This window comes from Agromyces lapidis (assembly GCF_009749405.1).
GTDB classification, from domain to species: domain Bacteria; phylum Actinomycetota; class Actinomycetes; order Actinomycetales; family Microbacteriaceae; genus Agromyces; species Agromyces lapidis.
In genome coordinates this window covers 588,519-614,824 of the sequence record NZ_WBIQ01000002.1, presented here as the reverse complement: position 1 = coordinate 614,824, position 26,306 = coordinate 588,519, and the positions used below count along the sequence as shown (strand labels likewise).

Here is a 26,306-nt window from a genome sequence, read left to right as displayed (position 1 = left end):
GATTGCCTGGACGCCCGCTCAGCGCACCACGAGCCCGTGCTCGTACGCCCAGATGACGACGTGCACGCGGTCGGGCAGCTCGAGCTTCGCGAGGATCGCCTTGACGTGCGTCTTCACGGTGTTGCCGGTGAGGTAGAGGCGTTCGGCGATCTCGTCGTTCGAGGCGCCGACGACCAGTTCGGCCAGCACGTCGCGCTCGCGCGCGGTGAGCGGGGCGAGCAGCGTCTCGGCGTCGGCGGCGGCCGGCGCCCTGGCCACGAAGTCGACGAGGCTCGCCGTCGCCCGCGGGGCGAGGGTCGCGTCGCCCGCATGGACGGCGCGGATCGCCGCCGCCAGTTCCTCGGCCGAGGCGTCTTTCGTCAGGAACCCGCTGGCACCCGCCCGGATCGCGGCGAACACGACCTCGTCGAGGTCGAAGGTGGTCAGCACGAGCACGCGGGTGCCGGGATGCTCCGCCCGCACCCGACGCGTCGCCTCGATGCCGTCCATCCGCGGCATCCGCACGTCCATCACGACCACGTCGGCGCGGTGCGCGCGCAGGCGTTCGAGGAGCTCGGCCCCGTCGGCGGCCTGCACGACGAGCTCGAGGTCTGGCGGGTCCTCGAGCATGACCCCGAGCGCCGAGCGCATGAGCTCCTGGTCGTCGGCGAGCGCGACGCGGATGCGGGGGCCGTCCGTCATCGGGATGCCTCGTCGTGGACGTCGCTGCCGAGCGGGAGTCGTGCCACGACGCGCCACCCCGCGGCATCCGCCCGGGGGCCGGCCTCGAAGCCGCCGCCGAGCTGCTCGACGCGATCGCGCATGCCGCGCAGGCCGCGCCCCGCGGCGGGCTCGCCCGACGCGACGACGCCGTGTCCGTCGTCGTCGACGGTCACCGTGAGCGCCGTGCCCCACTCGATCCGCACCCGCGAGTGCGTCGGCGGCGGAGCGTGCCTGATCGTGTTCGTCAGCGACTCCTGAACCAACCGATAGGCCGCGAGTCCCACACCGGGACGCACCGCTGCAGGCGTGCCGACGACGATGAGCTCGGCGGTGCGCTCCGGCGCCTGCGACCGCTCGACCAGCTCGGGGACGGCATCGAGACCGGGGCTCGGTTCGCGCGGCGCCGTGTCGTCGCCGCGCGGTGCGGCGGCGAGCGCCCCGAGCAGCCCGCGCATGTCGCCCATCGCCGCACGCCCGGTCGTGACGACGTGCTCGATCGCCCCACGGGCCCGCTCGTCGTCGCGCCCCAGGAGCAGCCGAGACGCCTCCGCCTGCGCGACCATCACGGCGAGCGAGTGCGCGATGACGTCGTGCAGCTCTCGGGCGATCCTGCGCCGCTCCTCGGCCACCGCGCGCAGCTCGCCCTGCAGGCGCAGTTCAGCGGCCTGCTCGAGCGCGAGTTGCTGCGCCGCGCGCTTGCGGAGCGTCTCCCTGCGGTAGCGGCCCAGCGCCCAGGCGACTCCGATGCCGCCCCCGAGCGAGCCTGCGAGCGCCAGCACCGCCCCCGGGCTCGCGACCATCCCCACGTCGCTCGGGCGGTCCGAGAGCAGCACGACGCCCGTGATGATTCCGACGCCGACGAGTCCGAGGGCGAGCCCGGCGACTCCGGCGACGCGGTCATCGCTCGCCGCGGCGGCGTAGACGAACGCGAGGTAGACGACGGAGCTGGCCTGCAGCACGGCGAGCCCCGGCATGCCGGGCAGGCTCAGCACGGCGAGCGCCAGCATGAGCGTGGATGCCACGGCGATCGCCGCCCGCGGCCACCGGGGCCGCACTGCGACGAACAGGTGCAGCAGCACGAAGAGCGCGAGCACGACGCTCGCCCAGGCGGCCCCCGCGGGACCGGCCTCCCGCAGCACCTCCGCGACGGTGATCGGCAGCAGCGCTGCAGCTCCGACCGCGGCCCAGACCCAGTCGGCGGGGCCCGGCGCCCGGCGCGCGGTCGTGGCATCCAACACCCGCCCCACGCTACCGGCGGGTCGCGGGGCCGCATCTCACCCGATCGGGTGAGGCGCGCGACCCGCTCGGGACGGCACGCTGGCGACGACTCCCGCCGATGGTCGGCGGGCACGCCGGGAACGAGGCCGCGACGAGGTCCCCGGCCGATGCAGAGGAGTGCACCATGACCGCCACCAGACCCGCCGGCACCGGCTCGGTCGCCGCCCCTCCGGACGCCGTCGCCCGGCTGCTCCGCCCGTTCGCGCTGCTCGCACTCGTGGCCTCCGCCGCGATCACGGCGTTCGGTCTCGCCTGGTGGCTCGTTCCCGGCTGGAATCCGTACACGACGTCGAGCTCCCGAAGCCTCGCGAGCGCAGTGCTCGACCCGGCGCAGTTCGCCGCGGCCGTGGTCGCGACCGGAGCCGTCGGGCTCGTCGTCGCCGTCGCCGCCGGGTCGCGCGGCGCACTCGGCCGACGAGCGCCGCTCATCGCCGGTGCCGCGGCCGTGCTCACCGCAGCCGTCATCGCCGTCCTGGGCGATGCCGGCACCGTGACCTTCGCGGGCTACCTGTTCGGGTTCTCCGCCGTCGTCGCCGGAATGCTCACGACCGCCGTCCTCGTCGTGCGGGCGCCCAGGCTCGGCGTGCCGCTGCTCGCGCTGCTCGCCGCCCTCATCGCGGTCGCGGTGTGGTGGGCCGGGCTGACCTGGGCGGGCGTCACGACCTTCCTCGGGAAACTCGGCTCCGGACTCGTCGAGAACGCGCTGCTCATCGTCATCTCGGCTGTCTCGGTCGCCGCAGTGCTGGCATGGACCGCCGTGGCGGTCGTCGCCGGCCGTACGACCCGCGAGGTGCGCGGCTTCGAGGTCTGGCTCGTGCGGCACCGCCGCGCGATCACCGTGCTCGCCGCACTCGGGCCGCTGCCCTACGCGTTCATGCGGGCGAGCTGGCTCACGCCGTGGCCCCTGTTCGCCCCGGCCGTCGGCGAGATGTCGCCGGCCGTGCTGGCGACCGGGCTCGTGCTGGGCTCGGGCGCGGTCGCCGCGTGCGTGCTCACGCTCGGGCTCGTCCTGCCGTGGGGCCGCGTGTTCCCGCGTTGGATGCCCCGGATCGGCGGTCGACGCGTTCCGCCTCGGCTCGCGGTCGTTCCCGGCCTCACGGCCGCGACGATCATCACGATCTCGGCCGTGCCGCTCGTGCTGATGTCACTCGACGCCGACTCGATCCTCGACGCGATCGTCTTCGACCTCGTGCTGCCGCTCTGGTTCTGGGGGCCGATGCTGGCCCTCGCCGTCTGGGCCTACGCGGCCTGGCGGCGCGGCGAGCACGAAGCGGGCGATGCGGGCGGCGCGCTCTCCTGAGCCGTGCGCGGATGCCGCGTGGTCGATGCGGTGCGGCGCCGCCCACGCGGCATCCCGCACCTCGCCGACCGGCGCGCGACCGAACCGGCGGCGCCATGGGCACCGCCCGGCGGTCGCTCGAGGATTACTCGGTCTGGTCGACGAGTTCGGCGTCGGCGGCGTGCGAGCGCACCGAGTCGATCCCGTTCTTCGCGGCGGCTTTCGTCGTGTAGCCCTGCGAGGCGGCGATCACCTGCCCGTTGGCGGCCTTCAGACGGAAACGGTACTCGCCGCTCGCATCCGTGTAGAGCTCGAACGATCCCGCCATGGCGGCCCCTCCCATAGGTTCCCCTGCACGCAGCTTCGCGTGCAGTTCTCACGGTATCCGTGAGTTCCCCTCGGCACCAGAGCCCGCGGGCCCCAATTCGGGGCTCCTCGTGACGGGGGTATCCGCCGCCGCGGATCGGGCGGGCGCTCAGATTGGGCGGGCGCTCGGATCGGGCGCTCAGCCGGCGATCGCGCGGAGCCCGGCCATGAGCGCCACCCGCTCGGCCGAGTCGCGCCCGAGCGGCGTGACCGCGAGGGTCGTCACACCCGACTCGGCGAAGGCGGCGACGCGCTCGGCGACGTGCCCGGCCGGTCCGATCAGCGAGACGGCTCGCACGAGCTCGTCGGGCACCGCCGCGATCGCCTCGGCCTTGCGCCCGTCGAGGTAGAGGTCCTGGATGTTCGCCGCCTCGGCCTCGAAGCCGTAGCTCGCGATGAGGTCGTTGTAGAAGTTCTTGCCGCGCGCGCCCATGCCGCCGATGTAGAGGCCCAGCTGGGGCTTCACCGCGGCGATCGCGGCGGCGATGAGCTCGGGCCGCTCGGTGATCGCGAGCGCCGGGCTCGCGAAGACGTCGAGCGGGGCGAGTTCGGGTGCCCGCTTCGCAGTGCCCGCGGCGAGCGCGGCACCCCAGACGACGGCGGCCCGCTCGGGGTGGTAGAACATCGGCAGCCAGCCGTCGGCGATCTCGGCGGTCTGCTCGACCGACTTCTGCCCGAGCGAGGCCACGGTGATCGGGATGCGCTCGCGCACCGGGTGGTTGATGAGCTTCAGCGGCTTGCCGAGCCCGGTGCCCTGATCGGCGGGCAGCGGGATGGTGTAGTTGCGGCCCTCGTGGACGACGGGCTCGCGCCGCCAGGTCGTGCGGCAGATGTCGATGATCTCGCGGGCCCGGCCGAGCGGGGCGTCGTAGCGCACGCCGTGGAAGCCCTCGATGACCTGCGGGCCCGAGGCGCCGATGCCGAGTTCGAACCGCCCGCCCGAGACGTAGTCGAGTCCGGCGGCCGTCATCGCGGTGAGCGTGGGGGTGCGCGTGTAGAGCTGCAGGATGCCGCTCATGAGCGTCATCCGCTCGGTGCGGGCCGCGAGGAATCCGAGCTGGCTGACTGCGTCGAAGGAGTACGCCTCGGGCACCGCGACGAGGTCGACGCCGGCAGCCTCGAGTTCGGCGACCTCGTCCGCGGCCTCGCGGAAGCCGCCCGCGTAGTTCAGGAACATGCCGACGCGCATCCGTGACTCCTCTTCGTCGGGGCTGCCCGGCGAGTGCGCGCGGGCACCTCAGACCCTACGCGACGGGTGCGGCGGCCGAGCACCGCTTGTGCGCGTTCCACCATCGCCCGCGGGCGCTCCGCGTTCATCGAGTGGGTGGGCCACAATGCTCCCAGTCAGGGCGTTCGCACGCCGCCCGCTCGCTCGGCGAGCGGGCGGCTCGCAGCAGTCTCCGAGGTGGATGACCCAGTCTGGATCAGACCCGACGAACCCTGTGGAGGCGAGATGCTCTGGAGCCTGCTGCTCGACCTCCTGCTCGTGCTCGTCTTCATCGGGGCGGTCGTGCACGGCGCGCGCGCCGGCCTCCTGCGCACCGCCGCGGGGCTGGTCGGGCTCATCGCGGGCGGCATCGCCGCCTACTTCGTCATGCCCTGGGCGGCCGGGCTCGTGCCCGCCCCCGAGTGGCGGGCGCCGGTGGCGCTCGTCACGGCGCTCGTGCTGCTCTCGGCGGGGGCCTGGCTCGGCGCGATCGTCGGCCGGGCGCTCCGCAACGGCGCGCGAGCGGTGAAGCTCGGTGTGCTCGACCGGGTGCTCGGGGCGATCGGCAACCTCCTCGTCACCGCGTTCGTGGTCGCGCTCGTCGCCTCGGGCGTCTCGGCGCTCGGGGTGCCCGTGCTCTCGCCGGCCGTCGCCGGCTCGACCGTGCTGCGGGCGCTCGACCAGGTGACCCCGGCACCCGCGAAGTCGGTGATGGCCGAACTCCGCACCGCCGCGCTCGGCGGAGCCCTCCCCTGGCTCGTCGAAGTGCTCGACACGCCCCTGCCGACCGAACCGCCTCCCACGGGCACGATCGACGGCCCGGCCCTCGCCGAGGCGTCGCGGTCGGTGGTGCGCATCACGGGCACCGCGTTCGAGTGCGGCGCGAACCTCTCGGGCAGCGGATTCGTCGTCGCCGACGACCGGATCGTCACGAACGCGCACGTCGTCGCCGGCGTCGACGAGCCCATCGTCGAGGCCCCCGGCCTGCCCGCCGCCTCGGGACGCGTCGTCGCGTTCGACGCCGAGCACGACCTGGCCGTGATCGCGGTCGAGGGCCTCGCCGCGGCTCCGCTCGCGCTCGACGAACCCGCCCTCGGCGACGAGGTCGCGGTGGCCGGCTACCCCTTCGGCGGTCCGCTCGAGCTCCGCCCGGGCCGGGTGGCCGCGAGCGGCCCCCTCACGCTGCAGGAGGGCGGCCGCACCTCGACCCGCGAGGTGATGACGCTCTCGGCCGAGGTCGACCACGGCAACTCGGGCGGGCCCGTGCTCACGGCGGACGGCGAGGTCGCCGGGGTCGTCTTCGCGCGGTCGGAGTCGGTCGCGACGGTCGGCTTCGCCATCCCGATCTCGACGCTCCTGCCGCTCGCCGAGCAGGCTCCGGCGCTCGCGGAGCCGGTCGACTCGGGATCGTGCGCGGCCTGAGCCGGTGACCGTCAGTCGGCGCTGAACCCCTCGAAACGGATGCCCCAGCTGAGCTGCCACTCCTCGCCCGGGCCGAGCCAGCGCAGGCCGCGGCCCGAGTTGAACGCCTCGGCCGGCGCCGTCATCGGTTCGATCGCGACCGCGATCTCGCCGTCTTCGCCGGGGAAGTCGTGCGAGGTGTACACCTGCACGTAGCCGAACTCGTCGTCGGCCCACACCGAGACGCTGCGCCCGTCGGGCGCGGTGAGCGAGTGCAGCACCTGCCCGTCGTCGCTCGCGAGTTCGCCGAACGCGTCGTCCAGACGCAGATCGCCGATGCGGCGCCCCTCGCGGAAGTCCCACTCGGTGCCTTCGACCGGCACCTCGCCCGTCGGGAGCAGCCGCTCGTCGACCTCGATGTGGCTCGCGGCGTCGAGGCGCAGCGTCAGCTCGGAGGTCGGCACGCCGCCGATCTTGAGGTACGGGTGGGTGCCGATGGCGACCGGCGCGGCCTCGCCGCCGAGGTTCTCGACGAAGTGGGTGACGCGGAGCCCGTCGGCGACGAGTTCGTAGTGCACGGCGGTGCCGAGGAGGAAGGGGTAGCCGAGCTGCGGGTAGATGCGCGCGGCGAGCGTGACCGAGTCGCGGTCGCGCGCGATCGGCTGGTACTCGGTGTGGCGGAGCAGCCCGTGGATGGCGTTGGAGCGTGCGGGCTCGGTGATCGCGAGCTGGTGGTCGACGCCGTCGTGGCTCCAACGGCCGTCGCGGATGCGGTTCGGCCACGGCACGAGCACGATGCCGGCGGCCATGGGCGGCGGCTGGTCCTCGCCGTACGGCGGCACGAGGTCGATGCCGTTGATGCTGAGCGTGCGGAGCCCTGCGGCGACCGCGGTGACGGTGGCCCGGATCTGGCCGCTCGACGTCGTCGTCTCGAGCTCGAACTGCTCGCCCGTGGGTTGGGTCATGACTCAACTCTATGGGCTGGGTCAGACCCGTGAGCGGTGACCACCGCGAGTCCTGCGTCCTCCAGCTCGGCGACGAGCGCCGAGGGTGCCGAGGCGTCGGTGACGAGGGCGTCGAACGCGTCGACCGGGCCGACGCGACCGAGGTGCACCTCGCCGAGCTTCGAGCCGTCGGCGACGACGACGGCTCGAGCCGCCCGCTGCAGCATGAGCGCTTTCACCCCGGCTTCGGGGAGGTTCGCGTTCGTGACGCCGTGCACGGGGTCGACCCCGTTGCAGCCGATGACGGCGAGGTCGACGTGCACGCCGTGCAGCAGGGTGCCGGCGAGCGGATCGACGAGCGAGTGCTGGCGCGGGCGCAGGGTGCCGCCGGTCACGACGACCTGGAAGCGGGGGATCTCGGCCTCGAGTTCGAGCGCGATCGAGAGCCCGTTGGTGAAGACCACGAGGTCGTCGAGGTCGGTGCGCCGTCGCAGCGCACGCGCCACCTGCAGCGTGGTCGTGCCGACGTCGAGGATGAGGCTCTGGCCGCTGCGCACGAGTCCGGCCACGTGTTCGCCGATGCGCCGCTTCGGCTCGACGGATGCCTCGAGCGCCTCCTCGAAGCTCGGCTCGCGCTCGGGGCGGACATCGCCGACTGAGGTGCCGACGGGCACGGCCCCACCGTGCACCCGGCGGATGCCGCCCTGGCGCTCGAGGGCGTCGAGGTCGGCACGGGCGGTCACCGTCGTCACGCCGAAGGCGCGACTGAGCTCGGCGACGCGCACGAACCCGCGCTCGGCCACGAGGGCGAGCGCGAGCTCGCGTCGGCGGGGCGCGTCGAGCTGCGGGTCGTCGTCCATGGTTCGATCATCCGGGCCGAGGCCCGACTTTGCAATACGAAAATGGTTTGTTTGCAGAACGAAAGTCGCGTAACGTGTGCCGCGTGAATCTGACGAGCGACTTCGGCGGCGAGGCATCCGCGACCGTGATCGACCCGCGCATCGCCGTGCGCCCGACGATGCTCGCCGACGGCCGCGAGCTCATCTACTTCGACGACGCCGACACGCGGCTGCCGGCTGAACGCGCGATCGACGAGCGCGAACTCGCACCGCGACCCGCGACGGCGGAGATGCGCCAGGACCCCTTGACCGGCGAGTGGATCTCGATCGCCGCCGCACGCCAGCACCGTGTCGTGCTGCCGCCCGCCGAGCTCGACCCGCTCTCGCCGCAGTCCCCCGGCAACCCCTCCGAGATCCCGAGCCGCTACGACGTCGCCGTCTTCGAGAACCGCTCTCCCTCGTTCGGACCCGAGCACGCCTCGGCTGAGACCTTCGACCCGCTCGGCGCACTCGACGGGCTGCGCCGGGTCGGCCTCGAGCGCCGCGAGCCGTCGCTCGGCCGCTGCGAGGTCGTCTGCTTCAGCCCCGAGCACGAGGGTTCCTTCGGCACCCAGACCGTGACGCGCGCGCGCACCGTGATCGAGGCGTGGGCCCAGCGCACCGCCGCCCTCTCGGCGCTGCCGGGCGTGCAGCAGGTGTTCCCCTTCGAGAACCGCGGGCGCGAGATCGGCGTCACCCTGGGGCACCCGCACGGGCAGATCTACTCGTACCCGTATGTGACGCCGCGCACCGAACGGCTGCTCGCCGCGATCGACTCGTACGGTCCCGCGCTCTTCGCCGACCTGCTCGAACGCGAGCGCGGCGGCCCCCGACTCCTGATCGAGGGCGAGCACTGGAGCGCGTTCGTGCCGTTCGCCGCACGCTGGCCGATCGAGGTGCACCTGCTCCCCCACCGGCACGTGCCCGACCTCGCCGCGACGACGCTCGCGGAGCGCGACGAGCTCGCGGTGCTCTACCGTCGGCTGCTGCGCGGCGTCGACGCCCTCTACGACACCCCGACGCCGTACATCGCCGCCTGGCACCAGGCCCCGGTGCACACGCGGCGCGACGAGGTGCGGCTCATGCTGCAGCTCACGAGCCCGCGGCGCGGCGCCGACAAGTTGAAGTACCTCGCAGGCTCCGAAGCCGCGATGGGAGCATGGATCGGGGATGTTCCCCCCGAGACGCAGGCCGAGGCGCTGCGCGCCGCGATCGGGAAGGTATCGGAATGAGCGAGACGACGACGGGATCGATCGACCCGGTGGCGCAGGCGCAGCACGGCTTCGCCGAGTGGTTCGGGCGCCGCCCCGCAGGCGTCTGGTCGTCGCCCGGCCGGGTGAACCTCATCGGCGAGCACACGGACTACAACGATGGTTTCGTGTTCCCCTTCGCGATCGAGCAGCGCACGGCGGTCGCGCTCGGCGACCGCGACGACCGGATGCTCCGCGTCGCGACGAGCTTCGCGCCCGACGTGGTCGAGATCGACCTCGACCTGCTCACGCCCGAGTCGGTCGACGGGTGGTCGGCGTACCCCCTCGGTGTTGCGTGGGCGCTCGGCGAGTACGGCGCCGACCTCTCGTCCGTGCGCGGGGTCGACCTGTACCTCGCGTCGGACGTGCCCGTCGGCGCCGGCCTGTCGTCGTCGGCGGCGATCGAGTGCGCGGTCGCGCTCGCGCTCGACGAGCACTGGGGCCTCGGCCTCGACCGCCCCACGCTCGCGAAGGTCGGCCAGCTCGCCGAGAACCGGGTGGTCGGCGCGCCGACCGGCATCATGGACCAGTCGGCGTCGCTGCTCGGCGAGGCCGACGCGGGGGTGTTCCTCGACTGCCGCAGCCTCGACGCCGAGGTGATCCCGCTCGGCTTCGCCGCTGCGGGCCTCAGCCTCCTCGTCATCGACACCCGGGTCTCGCACGCGCACGCCACCGGCGGGTACGCGGCGCGCCGCACGTCGTGCGAGGCGGGTGCCGCAGCCCTCGGCGTGGAGTCGCTGCGCGAGCTGCACGAGGGCGATCTGGCCCGAGCAGCCGAGCTGCTCGACGACGAGACCTTCCGTCGCGTGCGGCACGTCGTGACCGAGAACCAGCGGGTGCTCGACACCGTGCGCACCCTGCACGAGCAGGGTCCGGGCGCGATCGGCCCCTTCCTGGATGCGTCGCACGTCTCGATGCGCGACGACTTCGAGATCTCCGTGCCCGAGCTCGACCTCGCCGTCGCCACCGCGCAGGCGAACGGTGCGATCGGCGCCCGCATGACGGGCGGCGGATTCGGCGGTTCGGCGATCGCGCTCATGATCGACGCGCTCGTGCCGATCGTGACGCGCGAGGTCGCCGCGGCCTTCGCGGAGCGCGGCTACCGCGAACCCTCGATCTTCACCGTGCGCGCCTCGCAGGGCACCCGCCGCGACGTCTGAGCCGCACCGGATCTCAGCCGCCGCACCGGCACGAGCACCCGCTCGCGCAGCCGCGCGTCTCCCAGCACTCGTCGAGGCACCCGCAGTCGTCGAGTTCGAGGCGTCTCCGACTCGCCGTCGATCGTCGCCGTTCACGTCGCGCTGACTCGGCGTCGGAACGTGTCGGCTGATCGACGCGGGACGTCGTCGCGAGCCGCCGGCGGCGTGCGTCGCGTTCGGCCCGGTGGTGATACCAACCCTGCGGTTCGGGGCGATCGTAGCGGGTGTCGGTGAGCAGTCTGCGCGGCCGGTCGGTCGGCACCCGAACGTCGAGGTGGACCGGCATTCGCCGACCCGCATTGTCACGGATCACGTCGTCGGAGACCGGGAAGACCTCGGCTCCGTCTTCGTCGACGACCGCAAGACGAAGTCCCGCAAGGCCGAGGATGCGTTCGAGCGTGCGGACGTCGAGCCCACGGAGGGATCCTTCGATTCGAGCGATCTGCGGCTGACTGATCCCGGCGAGGCGGGCCAGGTCGCGTTGGCTCAGATCGCCGAGCCGGCGGACTCGCATGACGAACCGCGGCACATCGAGCACCTGCGCGACGCCCGGCTCCTGGTCTTCCCCGACTGTCACCTGCTGCTCCCGCCTCACGCCGTCTCGTCGCCATCCCGCTCCCCAGCCTCGGTGGGTCGGGCCCCGGAACGCGCCGAAACGGCTCGAATGTGTCGAGAGCATCGAGCGGCGCGTTGTGGAGGAGCACTCGGAAGATGCTCGCGCTCACGACGAAGCCCGTGCACATCGAGGTCGCCTCGCCTCCGCCTCGGCGCCCCGACCGTACCGGACTACGTCACTGATATGCCTCGGGTATCAGCGGACGCGCACCAACCCCGACTACGTCACTGATATGCCTCGGGTATCAGCGGACGCGCACCAACCCCGACTACGTCACTGATATGCCTGGGGTATCGGGGGCTGAGGTCCGCGCCCCGCGATGCCACACGCGTATCAGTGACGTAGTGGGGTGGGGCCAAGGTCTGGCGAGCAGATACCAGGTGCATATCAGTGACGTAGTCCCGACGACCGACCGACCCAGAGCGCCGATGAATCGGGCGCGCCGTCGACCGCTACGGCGCGGAGGCGAGTCGCACGGGCCCAGACGAACTGTTCAGCCGGTGGGCTCGACGGGGCGCGGGGTGCCGCCGGTGATGCGGACGAGCTCGTCGAAGGTCGTCGGGAAGACGGTCTTGGCGTGGCCCGCGGCGGCCCAGACGACGGGGTGACCGGCGAGCTCGGTGTCGACGATCGTGCGCACGGGTGCCGGGTGTCCGAGCGGCGCCACTCCGCCGATGACCTGACCGGTCGCGTCCTTCACGAGCTCCTTCGAGGCGCGTCCGATCGTTCCGCCCAGCTCGGCCCCGAGCCACTCGGTGTCGACACGATGAGCACCGGAGGTGAGCACGAGCAGCGGCTCGCCGTCGAGCGTGAAGACGAGCGAGTTCGCGATCTGGCCGACCTCGACGCCGAGCGCGGCGGCTGCGAGCGGCGCCGTCGTCACGGCGTCGTCGAACCACACGATCTCGGGCTCCAAGCCATGGGCCGAGAGTGACGCGACGACGCGTTCGACCGCGGGATGCGACGGCGGGGACGAGGGCATCGGCGAACTCATGCACCGATCCTACGGCGGCACCGGCGCGACACCTGCTTGGCGTAGAGTTCGGCCCGTGACGCCACCCTCACTCGCCAGACGCCTCGGCGTGCGCGACGCCGTCGTGATCGGGCTCGCCGCGATGATCGGGGCGGGCGTCTTCACCGTGTTCGCCCCGGCCGCGGCGGCCGCGGGCGGCGGTCTCGTCATCGGACTCGCGATCGCCGGGTTCGTCGCGTTCGCCAATGCGAGTTCGACCGCCCAGCTCGCGGCACGGTACCCCGAGTCGGGAGGGGCCTACCGCTACGGCCGCGAACGGCTCGGCGCATGGCCCGGCTTCCTCGCCGGATGGGGCTTCGTGATCGGGAAGACCGCGAGCTGCGCCGCCATGGCGATGACCTTCGCCGCCTATCTCGCACCGAGCGAGTGGCAGCGACCGCTCGCCGCGGCCGCGGTCATCGCCCTGGCCGCGGTGAACCTCCGCGGCATCACCCGAACGGCCAGGGCCGCGGCGATCATCGTGGGCTTCGTCGTGCTCGTGCTGCTGCTCGTCATCGCCGCCGGCAGCGGCGCGCTGGTGCAACGCGGCATCCCACTCGACGGACTCCTCGACTCGGGATGGACCGGCGTCCTGCAGTCGGCGGGCCTCCTGTTCTTCGCCTTCGCGGGCTACGCCCGCATCGCGACCCTCGGCGAAGAGGTGCGCGACCCCGCACGCACCATCCCGAAGGCGATCTGGATCGCCTTCGCCTGCGCGCTCGCGCTCTACGCGCTCGTCGCGCTCGTGCTGCTCGCGACGCTCGGCGCCCCGGCGCTCGCCGGCTCGACCGCCCCGCTCGTCGATCTCGTCGAGACCGCGGGGTGGCCCGCCGCGGCACCGCTCGTCCGGCTGGCCGCGGCCGTCGCGGCGCTCGGCGCGCTGCTCGCCCTCCTCGCCGGAATCGGTCGCACCGCCCTCGCCATGGCGCGCGACGGCGAGCTGCCGCACCCCCTCGCCGCGGTGCACCCTCGCACGCGCGTTCCGCACGTCGCCGAGATCGTCGTGGCCGTGGCGATCGTCGCGCTCGTGCTCACCGTCGACCTCCGCGAGGCCATCGGATTCTCGTCGTTCGGCGTACTCGGCTACTACCTCGTCGCGAACCTCGCCGCACTCACGCAGCCGGCCGGCGAGCGCCGGGTTCCCCGAGCGCTCTCTGCGGCCGGGGCGATCGGATGCCTCGTACTCGTCGCCACGCTTCCGCCGGTCTCGATCATCGCCGGTCTCGTGGTCGTCGCCCTCGGCGTCTGCTGGCGGCTCATCACGATCGCCCGCCGCCGTCGATAGGCTCGAGACATGGCCGCAGACCCCTCAGCCCGCATCATCTCCCTCGCCGGCATCCCGGCCCCCGTGATCGCCGACTCGGCGTTCGTCGCGCCCGGCGCGGTGATCGTCGGCGACGTGCACCTCGAGGAGGGCTCGAGCGTCTGGTACAACGCGGTGCTCCGCGCCGAGGCCGAGCCGATCGTGCTCGGCGCCGACTCGAACCTGCAGGACACGGTCGTGTGCCACGTCGACGCCGGGTACCCGCTCACGGTGGGACGGGGCGTCTCGGTCGGTCACGGCGCCGTGCTGCACGGCTGCACCGTCGAGGACGACTGCCTCATCGGCATGTCGGCCACGGTGCTCAACGGCGCCGTCATCGGAGAGGGCTCGCTCGTCGCCGCGGGTGCGGTCGTGCTCGAGGGCACGGTCGTGCCTCCGGGCTCGCTCGTCGCGGGCGTCCCCGCGAAGGTGCGCCGCGAACTCTCCGATGCGGAGCGCGACGGCATCCGCCGCAACGCCGCCGCCTACCTCGCGCACGTCGAGGAGCACACCGCCTCAGGCGAATAACCGACGCGAGGCGCGCACACGACGCACGCGACGCACGACCCAGCGCACCGGGCGGGCGACCAGCATCGAGACGGCACCCGTGAACGAGCGGTCGAAGTGCCCGAGCATGCGCTTGCGCTCGAACGCCCGCCGCAGCGCTCCCCCGGCAAGATTGTGGCGACGCTTCCGGAACGGCAGCGCGCCGGCCGCCCGGAGGAGCAGGAGTTCATCGAGCCGGTCGGCCCAGTCGTCGACCGCCCCGCCGTGGAAGTAGTTGTCGGCGAGCCAGGCCGGATCGGGCCGCCGCGGCGCCCACCCGGTGATCGCGTCGGCCCCGGCGAGGAGCCCGCTGCCCTCGAACACGGTGTTGATGAGCCTCGGCTCGACGCCGAACTCGTCGACGACGACCGCGGGCACCCCCGCCGCGACCGCCTCGAGCGCCGCGGTCGAACTGACGGTGACGAGCATGGCGGCGTCGTCGAGACACCGCGACATCGGCCCGTCGAGCACGACCAGGTTCGGCGGCGGCGGGCCGCCAAGCGCGTCCTGCACCTCGGGGTCGGCGAGGAGCTCGGCGTAGTCGTGCACCTCGGCGTGCGTCTGCGCCTCCCCCCGGCGGGCGCGCACCTTCACGACGACCCGACGAGCCGGCCGCCGCCGAGCAGCCTCGATGAGCCAGCCCAGCATCCGCACCCGGTCCTCCCGCTCCGCGGGAACCTTCGCCTGCGCCGCGAAGACGAGGTCGCCGCCGTGCGGCTCGTCGGTGGCCGCCGGCGACGGGCCCGTGGCATCCGCCCCCGGTGTCGCGAGCGCGCGATCGCGCGCCGAAAGGAACGGCAGGGTCGCGAGGCCGAACTCGACCGGCACCTCGAGTGCGAGCGCGTTCGCGCGGAACTCGCGCACCTCCCGCCGGCTGTGCAGCACGATCAGGTCGACCTGCTCGCGGTAGACGATCGCCTTCGGCTCGGCGGGGATCGTGAGCCCGGGGAACCCGCTCATGATCACCGGGCGGCCGGGCAGTGCGCCGACGATCGGCGCGACCACGCGCACGAGGGGCCCGCGCAGCGCGAGCAGCACCGCGTCGGGCCTGCGGATCTCGAGTCGCGCGGCGAGTCCGTCGAGGCTCAGCCGTCGGACCGCACCCCTCGAGAACCCGGTGCCGTCGAGCGCGGCGGACAGCTGCCGTTCGCTCGGCAGCACCGGCGTCGTCACAACCACGAGCTCGGCTTCCCACCCGGCGGGCAGGCGCGAGGCGAACGCCGCGCCCCACTTCACGTACGAGTCCGAGTCGGCGACGACGACGAGCCGTCGACGCGCCCGGCTCACAGCGCGGGCACCCGGCGGAGCTTCGCTCGCGGCGCCTCCTCGCCGGGGAACACGCGCTTCACGCCGTCGCCCATCGCCTCGCCGATGACCCGGATGTCGCGCACGAGGTGCTCGAAGCCGGTCGGCTCGAGCGAGGCCGCCTGGTCAGAGCCCCACATCGCCCGATCGAGCGTGATGTGCCGCTCGACGGCGACCGCGCCGAGCGCGACCGCGGCGAGCGAGATCTGGAGGCCCCGCTCGTGCCCCGAGTAGCCGATCGGCACTCCCGGATAGCGGCCTCTGAGCGTGTCGATCGTGCGGAGGTTCGCCTCCTCGGGCGGCATCGGGTAGCTGGAGGTCGCGTGCAGCAGCACGAGCCGCTCGGTGCCGAGCACCTCGACCGCCCGGTCGATCTCCTCGAGCGTCGACATCCCGGTCGAGCAGATGACCGGCTTGCCCGTCGCCGCGATCGCCGCGAGGAGCGCGAGGTCGGTCACCGAAGCCGAGGCGACCTTGTGCGCTGCGACGTCGAGCCGCTCGAGGAACTCGACCGACGGCACGTCCCACGGGGAGGCGAACCAGTCGAGTCCCGCGCGCATCGCGTACGAGGCGATGTCGAGGTACTCGGCTTCGCCGAACTCGACACGGTGCCGGTACTCGAGGTAGCTCATCGTGCCCCACGGCGTCTCGCGCGGGACATCCCGCATGTGCTCGGGCGTCGCGATCTCGGGAGTGCGCTTCTGGAACTTGACGGCCTGCGCCCCCGACTCGGCGGCGACGTCGATGAGGCGCTTGGCGATCTCGACATCGCCGTTGTGGTTGAGGCCGATCTCACCGATCACGTAGACGGGATGCCCCGGGCCGATCACGGATCGGCCGATGCGGATGGCGGTCATGCGAGTGCTCCCTCGTGTTCGGTTCGTGGTGACGGGCTCGATGCGGGCGCGGCGGGGCGCGCCGCAAGGACGAGTTCGGCGAGTTCGCGCACCGCGCCGGCCCCGCCGCGCGCTTCGAGCACGACGCGCGCGGCCTCGCGCACGACCGGCACGGCGTCGGCCACGGCCACCGGCCAGCCGACGAGGGCGAGCGCGGGCAGGTCGCCGACGTCGTTGCCGAGGTACGCGATGCGTTCGAGCGGGATGCCGCGTGCCGCCGCCCATTCGGCGAGCACCGGTCCCTTGTCGCGGACGCCCTGGATCACCTCGACCCGGAGCTTGGCCGCCCGTGCGGCGACGACCGGGTTCTCCTCGGCCGACAGGACGAGCACCGGCACCCGCGCGGCGCGCAGGCGGGCGACGCCCTGGCCGTCGCTGCGGCTCACCCGCACGAGCTCGCGTCCATCGGTGTCGACCCAGGCGGTGTCATCGGTGTGCACGCCGTCGAAGTCGGTGACGACCGCGTCGACGTCGATGGCGCCGGCCGGACGGTCGATGAGCTCGACGAGCGCCTTCGCGACGACGAGGTCGGCGGCCGTGTCGATGTCGACGCCGTGCAGCGCGGGCACCAGTTGCGGGGCGATGCGCCCGAAGAACCGGTGCCGCGCTGCGCGGAAGCCCGCCGTCCGCATCGCCGTGAATGCGCCGGTCTCGCGGTACTCGGGCTCCCGGTCCTGCCTGCGACGGCGCACGGCGGCATCGTGGTTGGCGCCGAACACGGCGCCGTCACCCGCGGCGCGCCAGAGGAACGCGTGACTCTCGACGGCCGCGAACACGCTGTCGGCCTCGTGGCTCGCGACCCGGGTGACCGCGGCGTCGAGGTCGGAGGGATCGATGAACGGCGAGGTCGCCTGGACGAACAGGGTCACGGGCGGCGCAGCGACCCCGTCGTAGAGCTCGTCGAGCGCGTGCAGCAGCGCCGACTCCGACGCGGCGGCGTCCCCCGCGAGCTCGGCCGGACGATCGACGACCTCCGCCCCGGCCGCGCGGGCGACCCGTGCGATCTCCTCGTCGTCGGTCGAGACGATCACGGTGCCGACGGTTCGCGCCGCTCGCGCCGCGGCGACCGCGCGCCCGACGAGGGAGACGCCGCCGAGGCGCATGAGGTTCTTGCCCGGCAGCCCTTTCGAGCCACCGCGCGCCGGGATGATCGCCACGGCGACGTCGTGCAGTTCGGGGTGCGGCTCGACCATGCGGGCAGGCTACGGAGCCCGAATGGCGCGCCGGTGGCGCGCCAGTTGCGACCCGGTGAACGGGCGGTGCGCGGTTACGCGCCCAGGCGGTGCTCCGCAGCCTTGACGACGTTCGCGAGCAGCATCGCGCGGGTCATCGGGCCCACCCCGCCGGGGTTCGGCGAGAGGTGGCCGGCGACCGCGGCGACCCCGGGGTCGACGTCGCCCGTGAGCCGGCCCTTGCCGGTCTCCTCATCCTGCACGCGGGTGATGCCGACGTCGAGCACTGCGGCACCGGGCTTGATCCACTCGGGCTTCACGAGGTGGGGCACGCCGACGGCCGCGACCACGATGTCGGCGCGGCGCACCTCCGCCGCGAGGTCTTGCGTGCGCGAGTGCGTCAGGGTGACGGTCGCGTCGAGCCCCTTGCGGGTGAACAGCAGGCCGAGCGGGCGTCCGACGGTGAGGCCGCGCCCGATCACGGTGACGTGCTGACCGCGGATCGGGACGTCGTAGCGCTGGAGCATCTCGACGATGCCGGCGGGGGTGCACGGCAGCGGCGAGGCGAGCTCGCCCTCGATGCCGAGCACGAGCCGCCCGAGGTTCGTGGGGTGCAGGCCATCGGCGTCCTTGTCGGGGTCGATGAGCTCGAGCATCGCGTTCTCATCGTGCCCGGCCGGCAGCGGCAGCTGCACGATGTACCCGGTCACCTCGGCGGCGCTGTTGAGGTCGCGGATCGCCGCGCGCACATCGGCGGACGTCGCCGAGGCGGGCAGGTCGACGCGGATCGACTCGATGCCGACCTCGGCGCAGTCGCGGTGCTTGCCTGCGACGTACGAGCGGGACGCCGGGTCGTCGCCGACGAGCAGCGTGCCGAGGCCCGGGGTGAGACCGCGCGTCTTCAGCATCTCGATGCGGGCGGCGAGTTCGTGCTTCACGGCGGACGCCGTGGCGACTCCGTCGAGCGTGATGGCGGTCATGGGTGCTCCCTCGGAGGCGATCGGATGCGACGGGGCGGGATGGTGGCGGGCGGTCGCCGGCGGTGGGGCGCGGCGACCGGTTGCGGGCGGGACGGCTCGGCCGCCCCGCCCGACGGGCCTACTGCTGCAGGCCGGGGTAGAGCGGGAACGCCGCCGTGAGCGCCTCGACGCGGGCGCGGAGCGCCGTGACATCCGCCTCGCCCTGGAGCGTGAGGGCGATGATGTCGGCGACCTCGGTGAACTCGGCGTCGCCGAAGCCGCGGGTGGCGAGCGCGGGCGTGCCGATGCGCAGGCCCGAGGTGACCATCGGCGGGCGCGGGTCGAACGGCACCGCGTTGCGGTTCACGGTGATGAGCGCCTCGTGCAGGAGGTCTTCGGCCTGCTGGCCGTCGATCTTCGAGTTGCGGAGGTCGGCGAGCACGAGGTGCACGTCGGTGCCGCCCGTGAGCACGTCGACGCCGGCGGCGCGCGAGTCGTCGGCGGTGAGACGGGCCGCGAGGATCTGCGCGCCGCGGATGGTGCGCTCCTGGCGGTCCTTGAACTCGGCCGAGGCGGCGACCTTGAACGCGGTCGCCTTCGCGGCGATCACGTGCATGAGCGGGCCGCCCTGCTGGCCGGGGAACACGTTCGAGTTCAGCTTCTTCGCGAGCTCCATGTCGCGCGAGACGATGAAGCCCGAGCGCGGGCCGCCGATCGTCTTGTGCACGGTCGACGAGACGACGTCGGCGTAGGGCACGGGCGAGGGGTGCAGGCCCGCGGCGACGAGACCGGCGAAGTGCGCCATGTCGACCCACAGCTTCGCACCGACCTCGTCGGCGATCGCACGGAACGCGGCGAAGTCGAGGTGGCGGGGGTACGCCGACCAGCCGGCGATGATGACCTGCGGGCGGTGCTCGAGGGCCTTGTCGCGCACGACGTTCATGTCGACGAGGAAGGTCTCGGGGTCGACGCCGTACGAGACGGCGTTGTAGAGCTTGCCCGAGAAGTTGAGCTTCATGCCGTGGGTCAGGTGGCCGCCGTGGGCGAGCTCGAGACCGAGGATGGTGTCGCCGGGGGTGGCGATCGCCGAGAGCACGGCCGCGTTGGCGGTGGCACCCGAGTGGGGCTGCACGTTGGCGTACTCGGCGCCGAAGAGCGACTTCGCCCGTTCGATCGCGAGCGACTCGGCGACGTCGACGAACTCGCAGCCGCCGTAGTAGCGGCGCCCCGGGTAGCCCTCGGCGTACTTGTTGGTGAGCACCGAGCCCTGCGACTGGAGCACGGAGACCGGAACGAAGTTCTCGCTCGCGATCATCTCGAGGTAGTCGCGCTGACGCCCGAGTTCGAGTTCGAGAACTTCGGCGATCTCGGGGTCGACCTCGGAGAGGGGCGCGTTGAAGATGGATTCGGCCAAGACTGGCTCCTTATGACATACGGACCTATGTGGGGTTGCTGCCTCCGCGACTCGCGCGGAAGCAGTCGTACCGGCCCAGGCGTGCGGTCGGTCCGTAGCAGTCGCTCCCCGATGGGAATCCATCTCAACGCCAGTCGCGACGCTCGCAAGCATAGCAATGGATGCCTCGAGCCGCCGCCGCGCGCGACGCGCGACGACTCGGGACGGATCCCGCCTCCTCGCTGGGGCTGTCGCGCAGCATGCCGAACGTGGCAGGATGACCGGCAGAGCCATTTCGTCAAGAATCCTTCTTTTCGCGAGGACGTATGCAACGACGCCACTCCAGCTCCACCGCCCTGATCGCCCTGTCGCTCGCCGTCGCGCTCGGCGCGCTGACCGCCTGCACCCCCTCGAGGGAGAACGGAGACCCCGTGCCCGGCATCGTGCCCGCCCCGGTGAGCTTCGAGCCCACCGACGCCGGCGAGTTCGCGCTCACCGAGCGCACCCGCTTCGTCGTCGACGGCGACGAGGCCGCACGTGCCGTCCGCCCGTTCGCCGAGGGCGCCCGCGCGGCCACGGGCTGGGAGCTGCCGGTCGAACGGGTCGGCGGCGAGGCATCCGCTTCGTCGGAGGCCGACGGCGACGACATCGTGCTCGCCCTCGACGAGTCGGTGACGGGAGGCGAGGAGGGCTATGCCTTCGAGAGCGGGCGCGACGGCGTGCGCATCACCGCGCCTGCGGCCGCCGGGCTCTTCCGCGGCACGCAGACCCTGCGGCAGCTGCTGCCCCCCGAGATCGAGCGCACGGCCGCCTCGACCCCGGCCGGCGGCTGGACGGTGCCGGCCGTATCGATCGCCGACGCACCGCGCTTCGAGTACCGCGCCTCGCTCGTCGACGTCGCCCGAAACTTCATGCAGCCGGGCGACCTGCTCGACCACATCGACCGCATCGCCCTGCTGAAGCTCAACGTGCTGCACCTGCACCTCACCGACGACCAGGGCTGGCGGCTGCAGATCGACTCCTGGCCCGAGCTCACCGGCATCGGCGCGTCGACCTCGGTCGGCGGCGACGGCGGCGGCTTCTACACCAAGGCCGACTACCGGCGCATCGTCGACTACGCCGCCGAGCGGTTCGTGACCGTCGTGCCCGAGATCGACCTGCCCGGCCACACGAACGCCGCCCTCAGCGCCTACGCCGAGCTGAACTGCGACGGGGTCGCGCGCGAGCCGTACACCGGTATCGAGGTCGGCTTCTCGTCGCTCTGCGCCGCCCCCGAGCGGGCGGAGGCGACCGACCGGTTCCTCGCCGACGTGCTCGGCGAGGTCGCCGAACTCACGCCGGGCCCGTGGATCCACGTCGGCGGCGACGAGCCGCTCGCGACCCCGCACGACGACTTCCTCGACCTCGTCGGTCGCATCACGAAGGCCGGCGCCGCGACCGGCAAGACGGTCATCGCCTACCACGAGATGGGCGCCTCGAACGAGATGCCGCCCGGCACCATCGGGCACTACTGGGACCTGACCGCCTCGCACGAGATGCCGGCGAACCGCCGCGACGAGCCCGTGCGGCCGTACCCCGAGTCAGCCGGGCAGGCGCGGTCCTTCCTCGAGCAGGGCGGGCGGCTCATCCTCGCGCCCGCCGACGTGACCTACCTCGACATGATGTACCCCGACCGCCCGGCCGGCCCGCTCGGCACCGAGCTCGGCACGAGGTGGGCCGCCACTATCACGCTCGAGCAGGCGTACGCGTGGACCCCCGAGACGACGATCGGCGGTCTCGAGCTCGCCGACGAGCAGATCCTCGGGGTGACGTCGTCGCTCTGGAGCGAGACGATCGAGACGGTGCCCGACTTCGAGTTCATGGTCTTCCCGCGCATCGCCGCGACCGCCGAGGTCGCCTGGTCACCCGCCGACGCGCGCGACGAGGCCGGCTTCCTGGCCAGGCTCGGCGCGCTCGGGGCGCACTTCGACGAACTCGGCATCGCCTACCGCAAGGTCGGCGGGGTCGACTGGGCCGAGTGAATACTGTTTCAGGAAGTCGGAAGCCACTCAGGACGGTTTCCCGCATTTCATCCTGAAGGGCGTCCGATCGCCTGAATCAGGAACGGCTCCTCCACCGTGCCGCGTCGCAGCGAGCCATCCGGATTCTGCCCATCGCACGCCCGCGATCGATCGTCCTCAGCGAGGATTCCGCACATGCGACTTCACGACTGGCTCGAAGCCAACGGCCGGATCAGGCACGTCGAGGAGGCGGTCGCGGCGGGATTCACGCGGTACGCCGTCCGCGGCGCGATCGCCCGCAAGGAGGTGGGCAGAATCCGCCGGAGCTGGCTCGCGCTCCCCGGCGCGCCGTTCGACCTTCGCCGAGCCGCCCAGGTGAGCGGCCGACTCGGCTGTCTGAGCGCGGCACGCCACCACGGGCTGTGGACGCTCGACGACGGCCGGCGCCACCTGTGCGTGCCACGGAACGCGTCGCGCTTCGATCCGCGCGACGATGTCGTGCACTGGGGGCACGGCCCCATCCGGCCACACCGATTCGAACTCGTCGACCCCGTGGTCAATGCGCTGATCGACATCGCCGACTGTCAGCCCCTCGACAGCGCGCTCGCCACCTGGGAGTCGGCGCTGCGCACCGGGGCAGTGAGCGTCGGCCTGCTCCGGCAGCTCCCGATGCGCAGCTCGGCGGCCCAACGGATACGGCGGGGCGCATCACAGCTCTCCGACTCGGGCATCGAGTCGATCCCTTACGCCCGGCTGTGCCGATCGGGGCTCGCCGTCGAGCAGCAGGTTCGGCTCGACGGGCACCCGGTCGACCTCCTCGTCGAGGGTTGCGTCGTGGTCCAGGTCGACGGGTACGAGTTCCACCGGTCGAAGGGGCAACGGCAGCGCGACATCGCCCAGGATCGACGGCTCGTGCTGATGGGGTTCGTCGTGTTCCGCTACGACTACGAGACGGTGCTCTACGACTGGGAGACCATCGAACGCGAAGTGCGAACGGCCGTCGCCGTCGCCGCCGTGCGATGACCCGCGACTGTTTCAGGCATTCGACGCCGATTCAGGAGGAATTCGAAGCAAGCATCCTGTGCAGCGCCCGTCGTCCTGAAACGGTGAGCACGACGACGGATGCCACGGGGCCGGCCCCGTGGCATCCGCTCGTCTCGACCGCGGCGAGCTACTTGACGCTGCCCGCCGTGAGCCCGCCGACGAGGCGCTTCTCGATGAGCATGAACAGCACGACCACGGGGATGATCGCGACGATCGAGACGCCGAAGACGTAGTGCCAGCTCGTCTCGTACTGCCCGACGAACTTCGTCAGGGCGACCGACATCGGCTGGTTGCCCGCCGTCGAGAGGATGACGAGGGAGGCCGCGAACTCGTTCCAGCAGGCGACGAAGGTGAACACGATCGCCGTCACGATGCCCGGCCACACGAGCGGCAGGTTGATCCGGAAGAGCACCGTGAGCCGCCCCGCACCGTCGATCTGCGCCGCCTCGTCGACCTCCTTCGGGATGCCCGCGAAGAAGGAGTGCATGATCCACACGGCGAACGACAGGTTGAACGCCGCATTGATGAAGATCATCGCCGACCAGGTGTCGATCATGCCGAGTGCGGCGAACTGCCGGAACAGGCCCGAGGTGAGTACCGCGGGCTGCAGCATCTGCGTGACGATCACGAGGAACAGGAACACCATGCGGAACGGGAAGCGGAACCGCGCCGTGTAGTACGCCGCGGGCAGCGCGACCGCGAGCACGAGCAGCGTCGCGAACACCGAGATCACGATGGTCGAGACCATGTTCTGCGGCAGCGGCGTCTCGGGCGTCGACCACATGTTGAGGTAGTTCTCCCAGTGCCACTCCGTGGGGAAGTAGGTGGGATCGACCGAGCGGATCTGCGCCTTCGTCTTCACCGAGCCGAAGAACATGATGAGGTACGGCAGGATGAACACGACGAGCACGACGAGGCCCGCGAGCGTGCGCAGCACCACCCTGCCGAGGGAAACCTGGTCTTCGGTGTAGCGGCGCTTCCGCGGCGCGGTGGCGTGTCCGGATGCTCCGCGGTCGCCGCCCTGGGCGAGCATGGCACGGGTTTCGGTGACGGTCATCAGATCTCCCGCGTCGGCTTGACGACCTTCACGTACACCGCGACGATCACGATGACGATAAGGAAGGCGACCACCGAGAGCGCGCTCGCGACGTCGACCTTGTGCTGGTTCTGGATGTACTTGAAGATCATCGTCATGATCGTGTCGGCGTCGTAGCCGGGTATCGACCCCGTCATCACTCGCAGGATCGGCAGCGAGTTGAAGACGTTGATGATGTTGATGAGCACGGCGACGCTGAGCGCGCCGCGCAGCTGCGGCAGCACGACCGTGAAGTAGGTGCGCGCGGGGCCCGCGCCGTCCATGCGCGCGGCCTCGAGGGTGTCGTTCGGCACCGTGGCCAGGCCCGCGAGGATGGTGTACGTCGTGAACGGCAGGGAGACGAAGATCGCGACCACGATCGACCATGCGAAGGCGGTCGTCGGGTTCTTGGTCCAGCCGTAGCCCTCGGGCGTGGCGACGAGACCGACGTCGACGAGGAACTTGTTGATGATGCCGAAGTACGGCTCGAGCCCGTAGTAGACGACCATCGTCGTCATCACGACAGAGGCTGCCCACGGGATGATCACGGCGAGGCGCACGATCCGGCGGCCGGGGAAGGCCTTGTTGAGGATCTGGGCGAGGCCGAGCGAGATCACCACCGTGAACGCCACGACGACGACGACCCACACGATCGTGCGGATGAAGATGGGCCAGAAATACGGGAACGTGAAGACCTCGACGTAGTTGTCGAAGCCGACCGAACCCTGGTCGAGGCCCGAGAGCGAGATCTTGCGGGTCGAGTTGTAGAACATGACGCCGGCCGGGAACAGCACGACGCCGAAGATGAGGATGAGCGCGGGGGCGATCCAGGGCAGGGCGCGCACGAGGTCGCGCCCGCCGGGCCGGGCGCGGGGGGGGCCCCCCCCCCCCGCGGCACCCCCCCGGGGGGGGGGGCCGGGGGGCCCCCCCCCGGGGGGGGGGGGGGGGGGCCCCCCCCCCGCCCCCCCCCGGGGGGGGGGGGGGCCGGGGGCCCCCCCCCGCCGGGTTCGATGGTGCATCGGTTGTGGAGCTCATGGTGCAGGAGTCACCGAACCCTTCCGTGTGGCGATCGAGACGAGCGTCAGCTCGCGTCGACCTGCGCCTGGATCTCGGTCAGCACGTCCTGGGCCGGCTTCGACTGGATCTGGCCGAAGAGCGACTTGAACGCGCCGTCGGTCGCCTGCCACTTGGGGTTCGTCGACGGGTAGAACTGCGCGTCGGGCAGCACCTCGAGGAACGGAGCGAGCGCCTCTTCGCCCTTCAGCGCCTCTGCGCCCGACTTCGTGACGGGGAGGAAGCCCTCGGTCTGCACCCACGGCACGTACACGTCGGCCGAGTAGTAGTAGTCGAAGAACTTGGTGATCGCCTCCTGCTTGGCACCGTCGTCGTTGTTGAAGGCCATGAGCTGGTCCATCACGCCGAGCGTGAAGGGGCTGCCGTCCTTCGTGGGGATCGGGACGATCTGGTAGTCGAGGTCGGGGTTGTTCTCCTCGATCTGGCCGACGGTCGGCGGGAGGCCGACCTGCATGCCGATCTTGCCCTGGATGAAGATGTCCATGAGCGGCGAACGGTCGGTCGAGCCCGGGTCGGCCTGGGTGGCGCCCGCGTCGATCATCTTCTTGATCTGCTCGGCACCCGGCAGGTTCGACGGGTCGTCGACGGTGATCGCCTCGGCGTCGCCGAAGCTGCCGCCGCCGCCCCAGAGCCACACGGCCGCCTCGGCCTGCGCCTCTTCGGAGCCGAGCGGCATGCCGTAGCCGGCCACGCCGCCGCCGAGCGCCGAGACCTTGGTCGCGGCACCGAGCAGCTCGTCCCAGTTGGTCGGCGCCTCGTTCACGCCGGCCTGCTGCAGCAGGGCGTTGTTGACGAACAGCGCACGTGCCGAGGCGATGAGCGGCAGGGCGTAGGCGGTGCCGTCGACCTCGGCGTTCTTGATGAACGAGTCCTGGAAGTCGCTGAAGGTCTCGGGCGAGACCACTTCTTCGGCGGCGTAGAGCAGGCCGTCGGCGGCGAAGCCGGCGAAGGGGCCGCCGTTGTAGATGTCGGGGGCCTCGCCGCCCTGGATCTTGGTCGTGACGACCGACTCGAGGTTGTCCCACGACTGCACTTCGAGCTTGACGTCGATGTCGGTGTTCTCGGCCTCGAAGCCGTCGATCACATCGTTCCAGAGCTGCTCGGTGTTGTCGGAGTAGCTGGGCACGAGCAGGTCGAGCGTGGTCTTGCCACCGGCCGAGTCGCCGCCGCTGTCACCGCCGCCGAATCCGCACGAGGCGAGCGTCAGCGAGGCGGTGGCGGCGAGCGCGACCGCGGCGCCGAGGCGCAGAGACTTCTTCATTGGATGCTTCCTCACTGTGATGGGTGGTGCACCGACGACGATGAGGTCTCACGCGTCGATGCGATCGTCCATTCTGCACCGATCCTTGGTGATCCGTGCAGTTTCGTGAACGTTTCAGCGAGTAAACGATCAGGTACGTTCACTCG

General features: G+C 72.0%; 24 protein-coding genes and 1 riboswitch. Of the genes, 8 read left to right on the top strand and 16 right to left on the bottom strand.

From position 1 onward, the window contains the following. Positions 1-18: 18 nt before the first annotated feature. The gene (locus tag GQQ93_RS06170; protein ID WP_157423328.1) at positions 19-681 is read right to left on the bottom strand and encodes a response regulator transcription factor; all 663 of its coding nucleotides are present in this window, start codon (positions 679-681) and stop codon (positions 19-21) included. Next, a complete protein-coding gene (locus GQQ93_RS06165) occupies positions 678-1,940 on the bottom strand; it encodes a sensor histidine kinase (RefSeq protein ID WP_157423327.1) in 1,263 nt (420 codons plus the stop codon). The genes GQQ93_RS06170 and GQQ93_RS06165 overlap by 4 nt, the downstream gene beginning before the upstream one ends. 164 nt (positions 1,941-2,104) lie before the next feature. Here GQQ93_RS06165 and GQQ93_RS06160 point away from each other — a divergent pair, with 164 nt between their 5' ends. Then, positions 2,105-3,280: a hypothetical protein gene (locus GQQ93_RS06160; RefSeq protein WP_157423326.1), complete on the top strand. Its 1,176-nt coding sequence runs from the start codon at positions 2,105-2,107 to the stop codon at positions 3,278-3,280. A 124-nt stretch (positions 3,281-3,404) separates the two neighbouring features. Here GQQ93_RS06160 and GQQ93_RS06155 read toward each other — a convergent pair whose 3' ends face one another. Then, positions 3,405-3,587, bottom strand: coding sequence for a YegP family protein (locus tag GQQ93_RS06155; RefSeq protein WP_157423325.1), 183 nt, complete (start codon positions 3,585-3,587; stop codon positions 3,405-3,407). 177 nt (positions 3,588-3,764) lie between these two features. After that, on the bottom strand, positions 3,765-4,814 hold the full coding sequence (locus GQQ93_RS06150; RefSeq protein WP_157423324.1) for an LLM class F420-dependent oxidoreductase: 1,050 nt from the start codon (positions 4,812-4,814) through the stop codon (positions 3,765-3,767). A 264-nt stretch (positions 4,815-5,078) separates the two neighbouring features. Between GQQ93_RS06150 and GQQ93_RS06145 the strand changes: the two genes are divergently transcribed. Beyond that, entirely contained in the window at positions 5,079-6,254 is a 1,176-nt protein-coding gene (locus tag GQQ93_RS06145; protein ID WP_157423323.1) for a MarP family serine protease, read from the top strand. Positions 6,255-6,265: 11 nt separating this feature from the next. Here the strand turns inward: GQQ93_RS06145 and GQQ93_RS06140 are convergent, their stop codons facing one another. After that, complete coding sequence (locus GQQ93_RS06140) at positions 6,266-7,198, bottom strand: aldose 1-epimerase family protein (protein WP_157423322.1); 933 nt, start codon at positions 7,196-7,198, stop codon at positions 6,266-6,268. Then, positions 7,195-8,037, bottom strand: a complete 843-nt coding sequence (locus tag GQQ93_RS06135; RefSeq protein WP_157423321.1) for a DeoR/GlpR family DNA-binding transcription regulator — start codon at positions 8,035-8,037, stop codon at positions 7,195-7,197. Before GQQ93_RS06135 ends, GQQ93_RS06140 begins: the two co-directional genes overlap by 4 nt. Positions 8,038-8,195: 158 nt before the next feature. Between GQQ93_RS06135 and galT the strand changes: the two genes are divergently transcribed. After that, positions 8,196-9,287, top strand: a complete 1,092-nt coding sequence (gene galT / locus GQQ93_RS06130) for a galactose-1-phosphate uridylyltransferase (RefSeq protein WP_157423405.1) — start codon at positions 8,196-8,198, stop codon at positions 9,285-9,287. Further along, on the top strand, positions 9,284-10,465 hold the full coding sequence (gene galK / locus GQQ93_RS06125; RefSeq protein WP_157423320.1) for a galactokinase: 1,182 nt from the start codon (positions 9,284-9,286) through the stop codon (positions 10,463-10,465). Before galT ends, galK begins: the two co-directional genes overlap by 4 nt. Positions 10,466-10,478: 13 nt before the next feature. On the opposite strand, the gene GQQ93_RS18240 is transcribed toward galK, so the two are convergent. Further along, positions 10,479-11,018 carry a helix-turn-helix domain-containing protein gene (locus GQQ93_RS18240; protein ID WP_376863402.1) on the bottom strand — a complete coding sequence of 180 codons (540 nt, stop codon included), beginning with the start codon at positions 11,016-11,018 and terminating at the stop codon, positions 10,479-10,481. A 595-nt stretch (positions 11,019-11,613) separates the two neighbouring features. Then, positions 11,614-12,114, bottom strand: a complete 501-nt coding sequence (locus GQQ93_RS06115; RefSeq protein WP_212277261.1) for a YbaK/EbsC family protein — start codon at positions 12,112-12,114, stop codon at positions 11,614-11,616. A gap of 55 nt (positions 12,115-12,169) precedes the next feature. Here GQQ93_RS06115 and GQQ93_RS06110 point away from each other — a divergent pair, with 55 nt between their 5' ends. Continuing rightward, positions 12,170-13,417 carry an APC family permease gene (locus tag GQQ93_RS06110; protein WP_246192114.1) on the top strand — a complete coding sequence of 416 codons (1,248 nt, stop codon included), beginning with the start codon at positions 12,170-12,172 and terminating at the stop codon, positions 13,415-13,417. 9 nt (positions 13,418-13,426) lie between these two features. Beyond that, positions 13,427-13,963 (top strand): gamma carbonic anhydrase family protein, encoded by a 537-nt coding sequence (locus tag GQQ93_RS06105; protein WP_157423317.1) that lies wholly within the window; start codon positions 13,427-13,429, stop codon positions 13,961-13,963. Here GQQ93_RS06105 and GQQ93_RS06100 read toward each other — a convergent pair. The 5 genes from GQQ93_RS06100 to glyA form a co-directional block, all read right to left on the bottom strand. Next, positions 13,952-15,268 (bottom strand): DUF6716 putative glycosyltransferase, encoded by a 1,317-nt coding sequence (locus GQQ93_RS06100; protein WP_157423316.1) that lies wholly within the window; start codon positions 15,266-15,268, stop codon positions 13,952-13,954. The genes GQQ93_RS06105 and GQQ93_RS06100 overlap by 12 nt on opposite strands. Further along, positions 15,265-16,143, bottom strand: a complete 879-nt coding sequence (locus tag GQQ93_RS06095) for an N-acetylneuraminate synthase family protein (RefSeq protein ID WP_157423315.1) — start codon at positions 16,141-16,143, stop codon at positions 15,265-15,267. The genes GQQ93_RS06100 and GQQ93_RS06095 overlap by 4 nt, the downstream gene beginning before the upstream one ends. Next, positions 16,140-17,375 carry an acylneuraminate cytidylyltransferase gene (locus GQQ93_RS06090; RefSeq protein ID WP_157423314.1) on the bottom strand — a complete coding sequence of 412 codons (1,236 nt, stop codon included), beginning with the start codon at positions 17,373-17,375 and terminating at the stop codon, positions 16,140-16,142. The genes GQQ93_RS06095 and GQQ93_RS06090 overlap by 4 nt, the downstream gene beginning before the upstream one ends. Before the next feature lie 74 nt (positions 17,376-17,449). Then, complete coding sequence (locus GQQ93_RS06085; RefSeq protein ID WP_157423313.1) at positions 17,450-18,334, bottom strand: bifunctional methylenetetrahydrofolate dehydrogenase/methenyltetrahydrofolate cyclohydrolase; 885 nt, start codon at positions 18,332-18,334, stop codon at positions 17,450-17,452. Positions 18,335-18,452: 118 nt separating this feature from the next. Continuing rightward, positions 18,453-19,727: a serine hydroxymethyltransferase gene (gene glyA, locus GQQ93_RS06080; protein WP_157423312.1), complete on the bottom strand. Its 1,275-nt coding sequence runs from the start codon at positions 19,725-19,727 to the stop codon at positions 18,453-18,455. A 66-nt stretch (positions 19,728-19,793) separates the two neighbouring features. Beyond that, positions 19,794-19,875, bottom strand: a riboswitch (ZMP/ZTP riboswitch). 157 nt (positions 19,876-20,032) lie between these two features. On the opposite strand from glyA, the gene GQQ93_RS06075 reads away from it, so the two are divergent. Continuing rightward, positions 20,033-21,727 (top strand): beta-N-acetylhexosaminidase, encoded by a 1,695-nt coding sequence (locus tag GQQ93_RS06075; protein WP_157423311.1) that lies wholly within the window; start codon positions 20,033-20,035, stop codon positions 21,725-21,727. 174 nt (positions 21,728-21,901) lie between these two features. Beyond that, a complete protein-coding gene (locus tag GQQ93_RS06070; protein WP_157423310.1) occupies positions 21,902-22,729 on the top strand; it encodes a DUF559 domain-containing protein in 828 nt (275 codons plus the stop codon). A gap of 148 nt (positions 22,730-22,877) precedes the next feature. Here the strand turns inward: GQQ93_RS06070 and GQQ93_RS06065 are convergent, their stop codons facing one another. The 3 genes from GQQ93_RS06065 to GQQ93_RS06055 all read right to left on the bottom strand — a co-directional run bounded on the left by GQQ93_RS06065 (position 22,878) and on the right by GQQ93_RS06055 (position 26,160). Next, positions 22,878-23,807, bottom strand: coding sequence for a carbohydrate ABC transporter permease (locus tag GQQ93_RS06065; RefSeq protein WP_157423309.1), 930 nt, complete (start codon positions 23,805-23,807; stop codon positions 22,878-22,880). Continuing rightward, positions 23,807-24,670 carry a carbohydrate ABC transporter permease gene (locus GQQ93_RS06060; RefSeq protein ID WP_246192112.1) on the bottom strand — a complete coding sequence of 288 codons (864 nt, stop codon included), beginning with the start codon at positions 24,668-24,670 and terminating at the stop codon, positions 23,807-23,809. The genes GQQ93_RS06065 and GQQ93_RS06060 overlap by 1 nt, the downstream gene beginning before the upstream one ends. A 236-nt stretch (positions 24,671-24,906) precedes the next feature. Next, positions 24,907-26,160 (bottom strand): extracellular solute-binding protein, encoded by a 1,254-nt coding sequence (locus GQQ93_RS06055; RefSeq protein WP_157423307.1) that lies wholly within the window; start codon positions 26,158-26,160, stop codon positions 24,907-24,909. Between the last annotated feature and the right edge of the window lie 146 nt (positions 26,161-26,306).

Bases quoted from the DNA above. Each gene is read 5' to 3' on its own strand.
- GQQ93_RS06170 (WP_157423328.1), bottom strand. From the start codon at position 681: ATGACGGACGGCCCCCGCATCCGCGTCGCGCTCGCCGACGACCAGGAG.
- GQQ93_RS06160 (WP_157423326.1), top strand. From the start codon at position 2,105: ATGACCGCCACCAGACCCGCCGGCACCGGCTCGGTCGCCGCCCCTCCG.
- GQQ93_RS06155 (WP_157423325.1), bottom strand. From the start codon at position 3,587: ATGGCGGGATCGTTCGAGCTCTACACGGATGCGAGCGGCGAGTACCGT.
- GQQ93_RS06150 (WP_157423324.1), bottom strand. From the start codon at position 4,814: ATGCGCGTCGGCATGTTCCTGAACTACGCGGGCGGCTTCCGCGAGGCC.
- GQQ93_RS06145 (WP_157423323.1), top strand. From the start codon at position 5,079: ATGCTCTGGAGCCTGCTGCTCGACCTCCTGCTCGTGCTCGTCTTCATC.
- GQQ93_RS06140 (WP_157423322.1), bottom strand. From the start codon at position 7,198: ATGACCCAACCCACGGGCGAGCAGTTCGAGCTCGAGACGACGACGTCG.
- GQQ93_RS06135 (WP_157423321.1), bottom strand. From the start codon at position 8,037: ATGGACGACGACCCGCAGCTCGACGCGCCCCGCCGACGCGAGCTCGCG.
- galT (WP_157423405.1), top strand. From the start codon at position 8,196: ATGCTCGCCGACGGCCGCGAGCTCATCTACTTCGACGACGCCGACACG.
- galK (WP_157423320.1), top strand. From the start codon at position 9,284: ATGAGCGAGACGACGACGGGATCGATCGACCCGGTGGCGCAGGCGCAG.
- GQQ93_RS18240 (WP_376863402.1), bottom strand. From the start codon at position 11,018: ATGCGAGTCCGCCGGCTCGGCGATCTGAGCCAACGCGACCTGGCCCGC.
- GQQ93_RS06115 (WP_212277261.1), bottom strand. From the start codon at position 12,114: ATGAGTTCGCCGATGCCCTCGTCCCCGCCGTCGCATCCCGCGGTCGAA.
- GQQ93_RS06105 (WP_157423317.1), top strand. From the start codon at position 13,427: ATGGCCGCAGACCCCTCAGCCCGCATCATCTCCCTCGCCGGCATCCCG.
- GQQ93_RS06095 (WP_157423315.1), bottom strand. From the start codon at position 16,143: ATGACCGCCATCCGCATCGGCCGATCCGTGATCGGCCCGGGGCATCCC.
- GQQ93_RS06090 (WP_157423314.1), bottom strand. From the start codon at position 17,375: ATGGTCGAGCCGCACCCCGAACTGCACGACGTCGCCGTGGCGATCATC.
- GQQ93_RS06085 (WP_157423313.1), bottom strand. From the start codon at position 18,334: ATGACCGCCATCACGCTCGACGGAGTCGCCACGGCGTCCGCCGTGAAG.
- GQQ93_RS06075 (WP_157423311.1), top strand. From the start codon at position 20,033: ATGCAACGACGCCACTCCAGCTCCACCGCCCTGATCGCCCTGTCGCTC.
- GQQ93_RS06070 (WP_157423310.1), top strand. From the start codon at position 21,902: ATGCGACTTCACGACTGGCTCGAAGCCAACGGCCGGATCAGGCACGTC.
- GQQ93_RS06065 (WP_157423309.1), bottom strand. From the start codon at position 23,807: ATGACCGTCACCGAAACCCGTGCCATGCTCGCCCAGGGCGGCGACCGC.
- GQQ93_RS06055 (WP_157423307.1), bottom strand. From the start codon at position 26,160: ATGAAGAAGTCTCTGCGCCTCGGCGCCGCGGTCGCGCTCGCCGCCACC.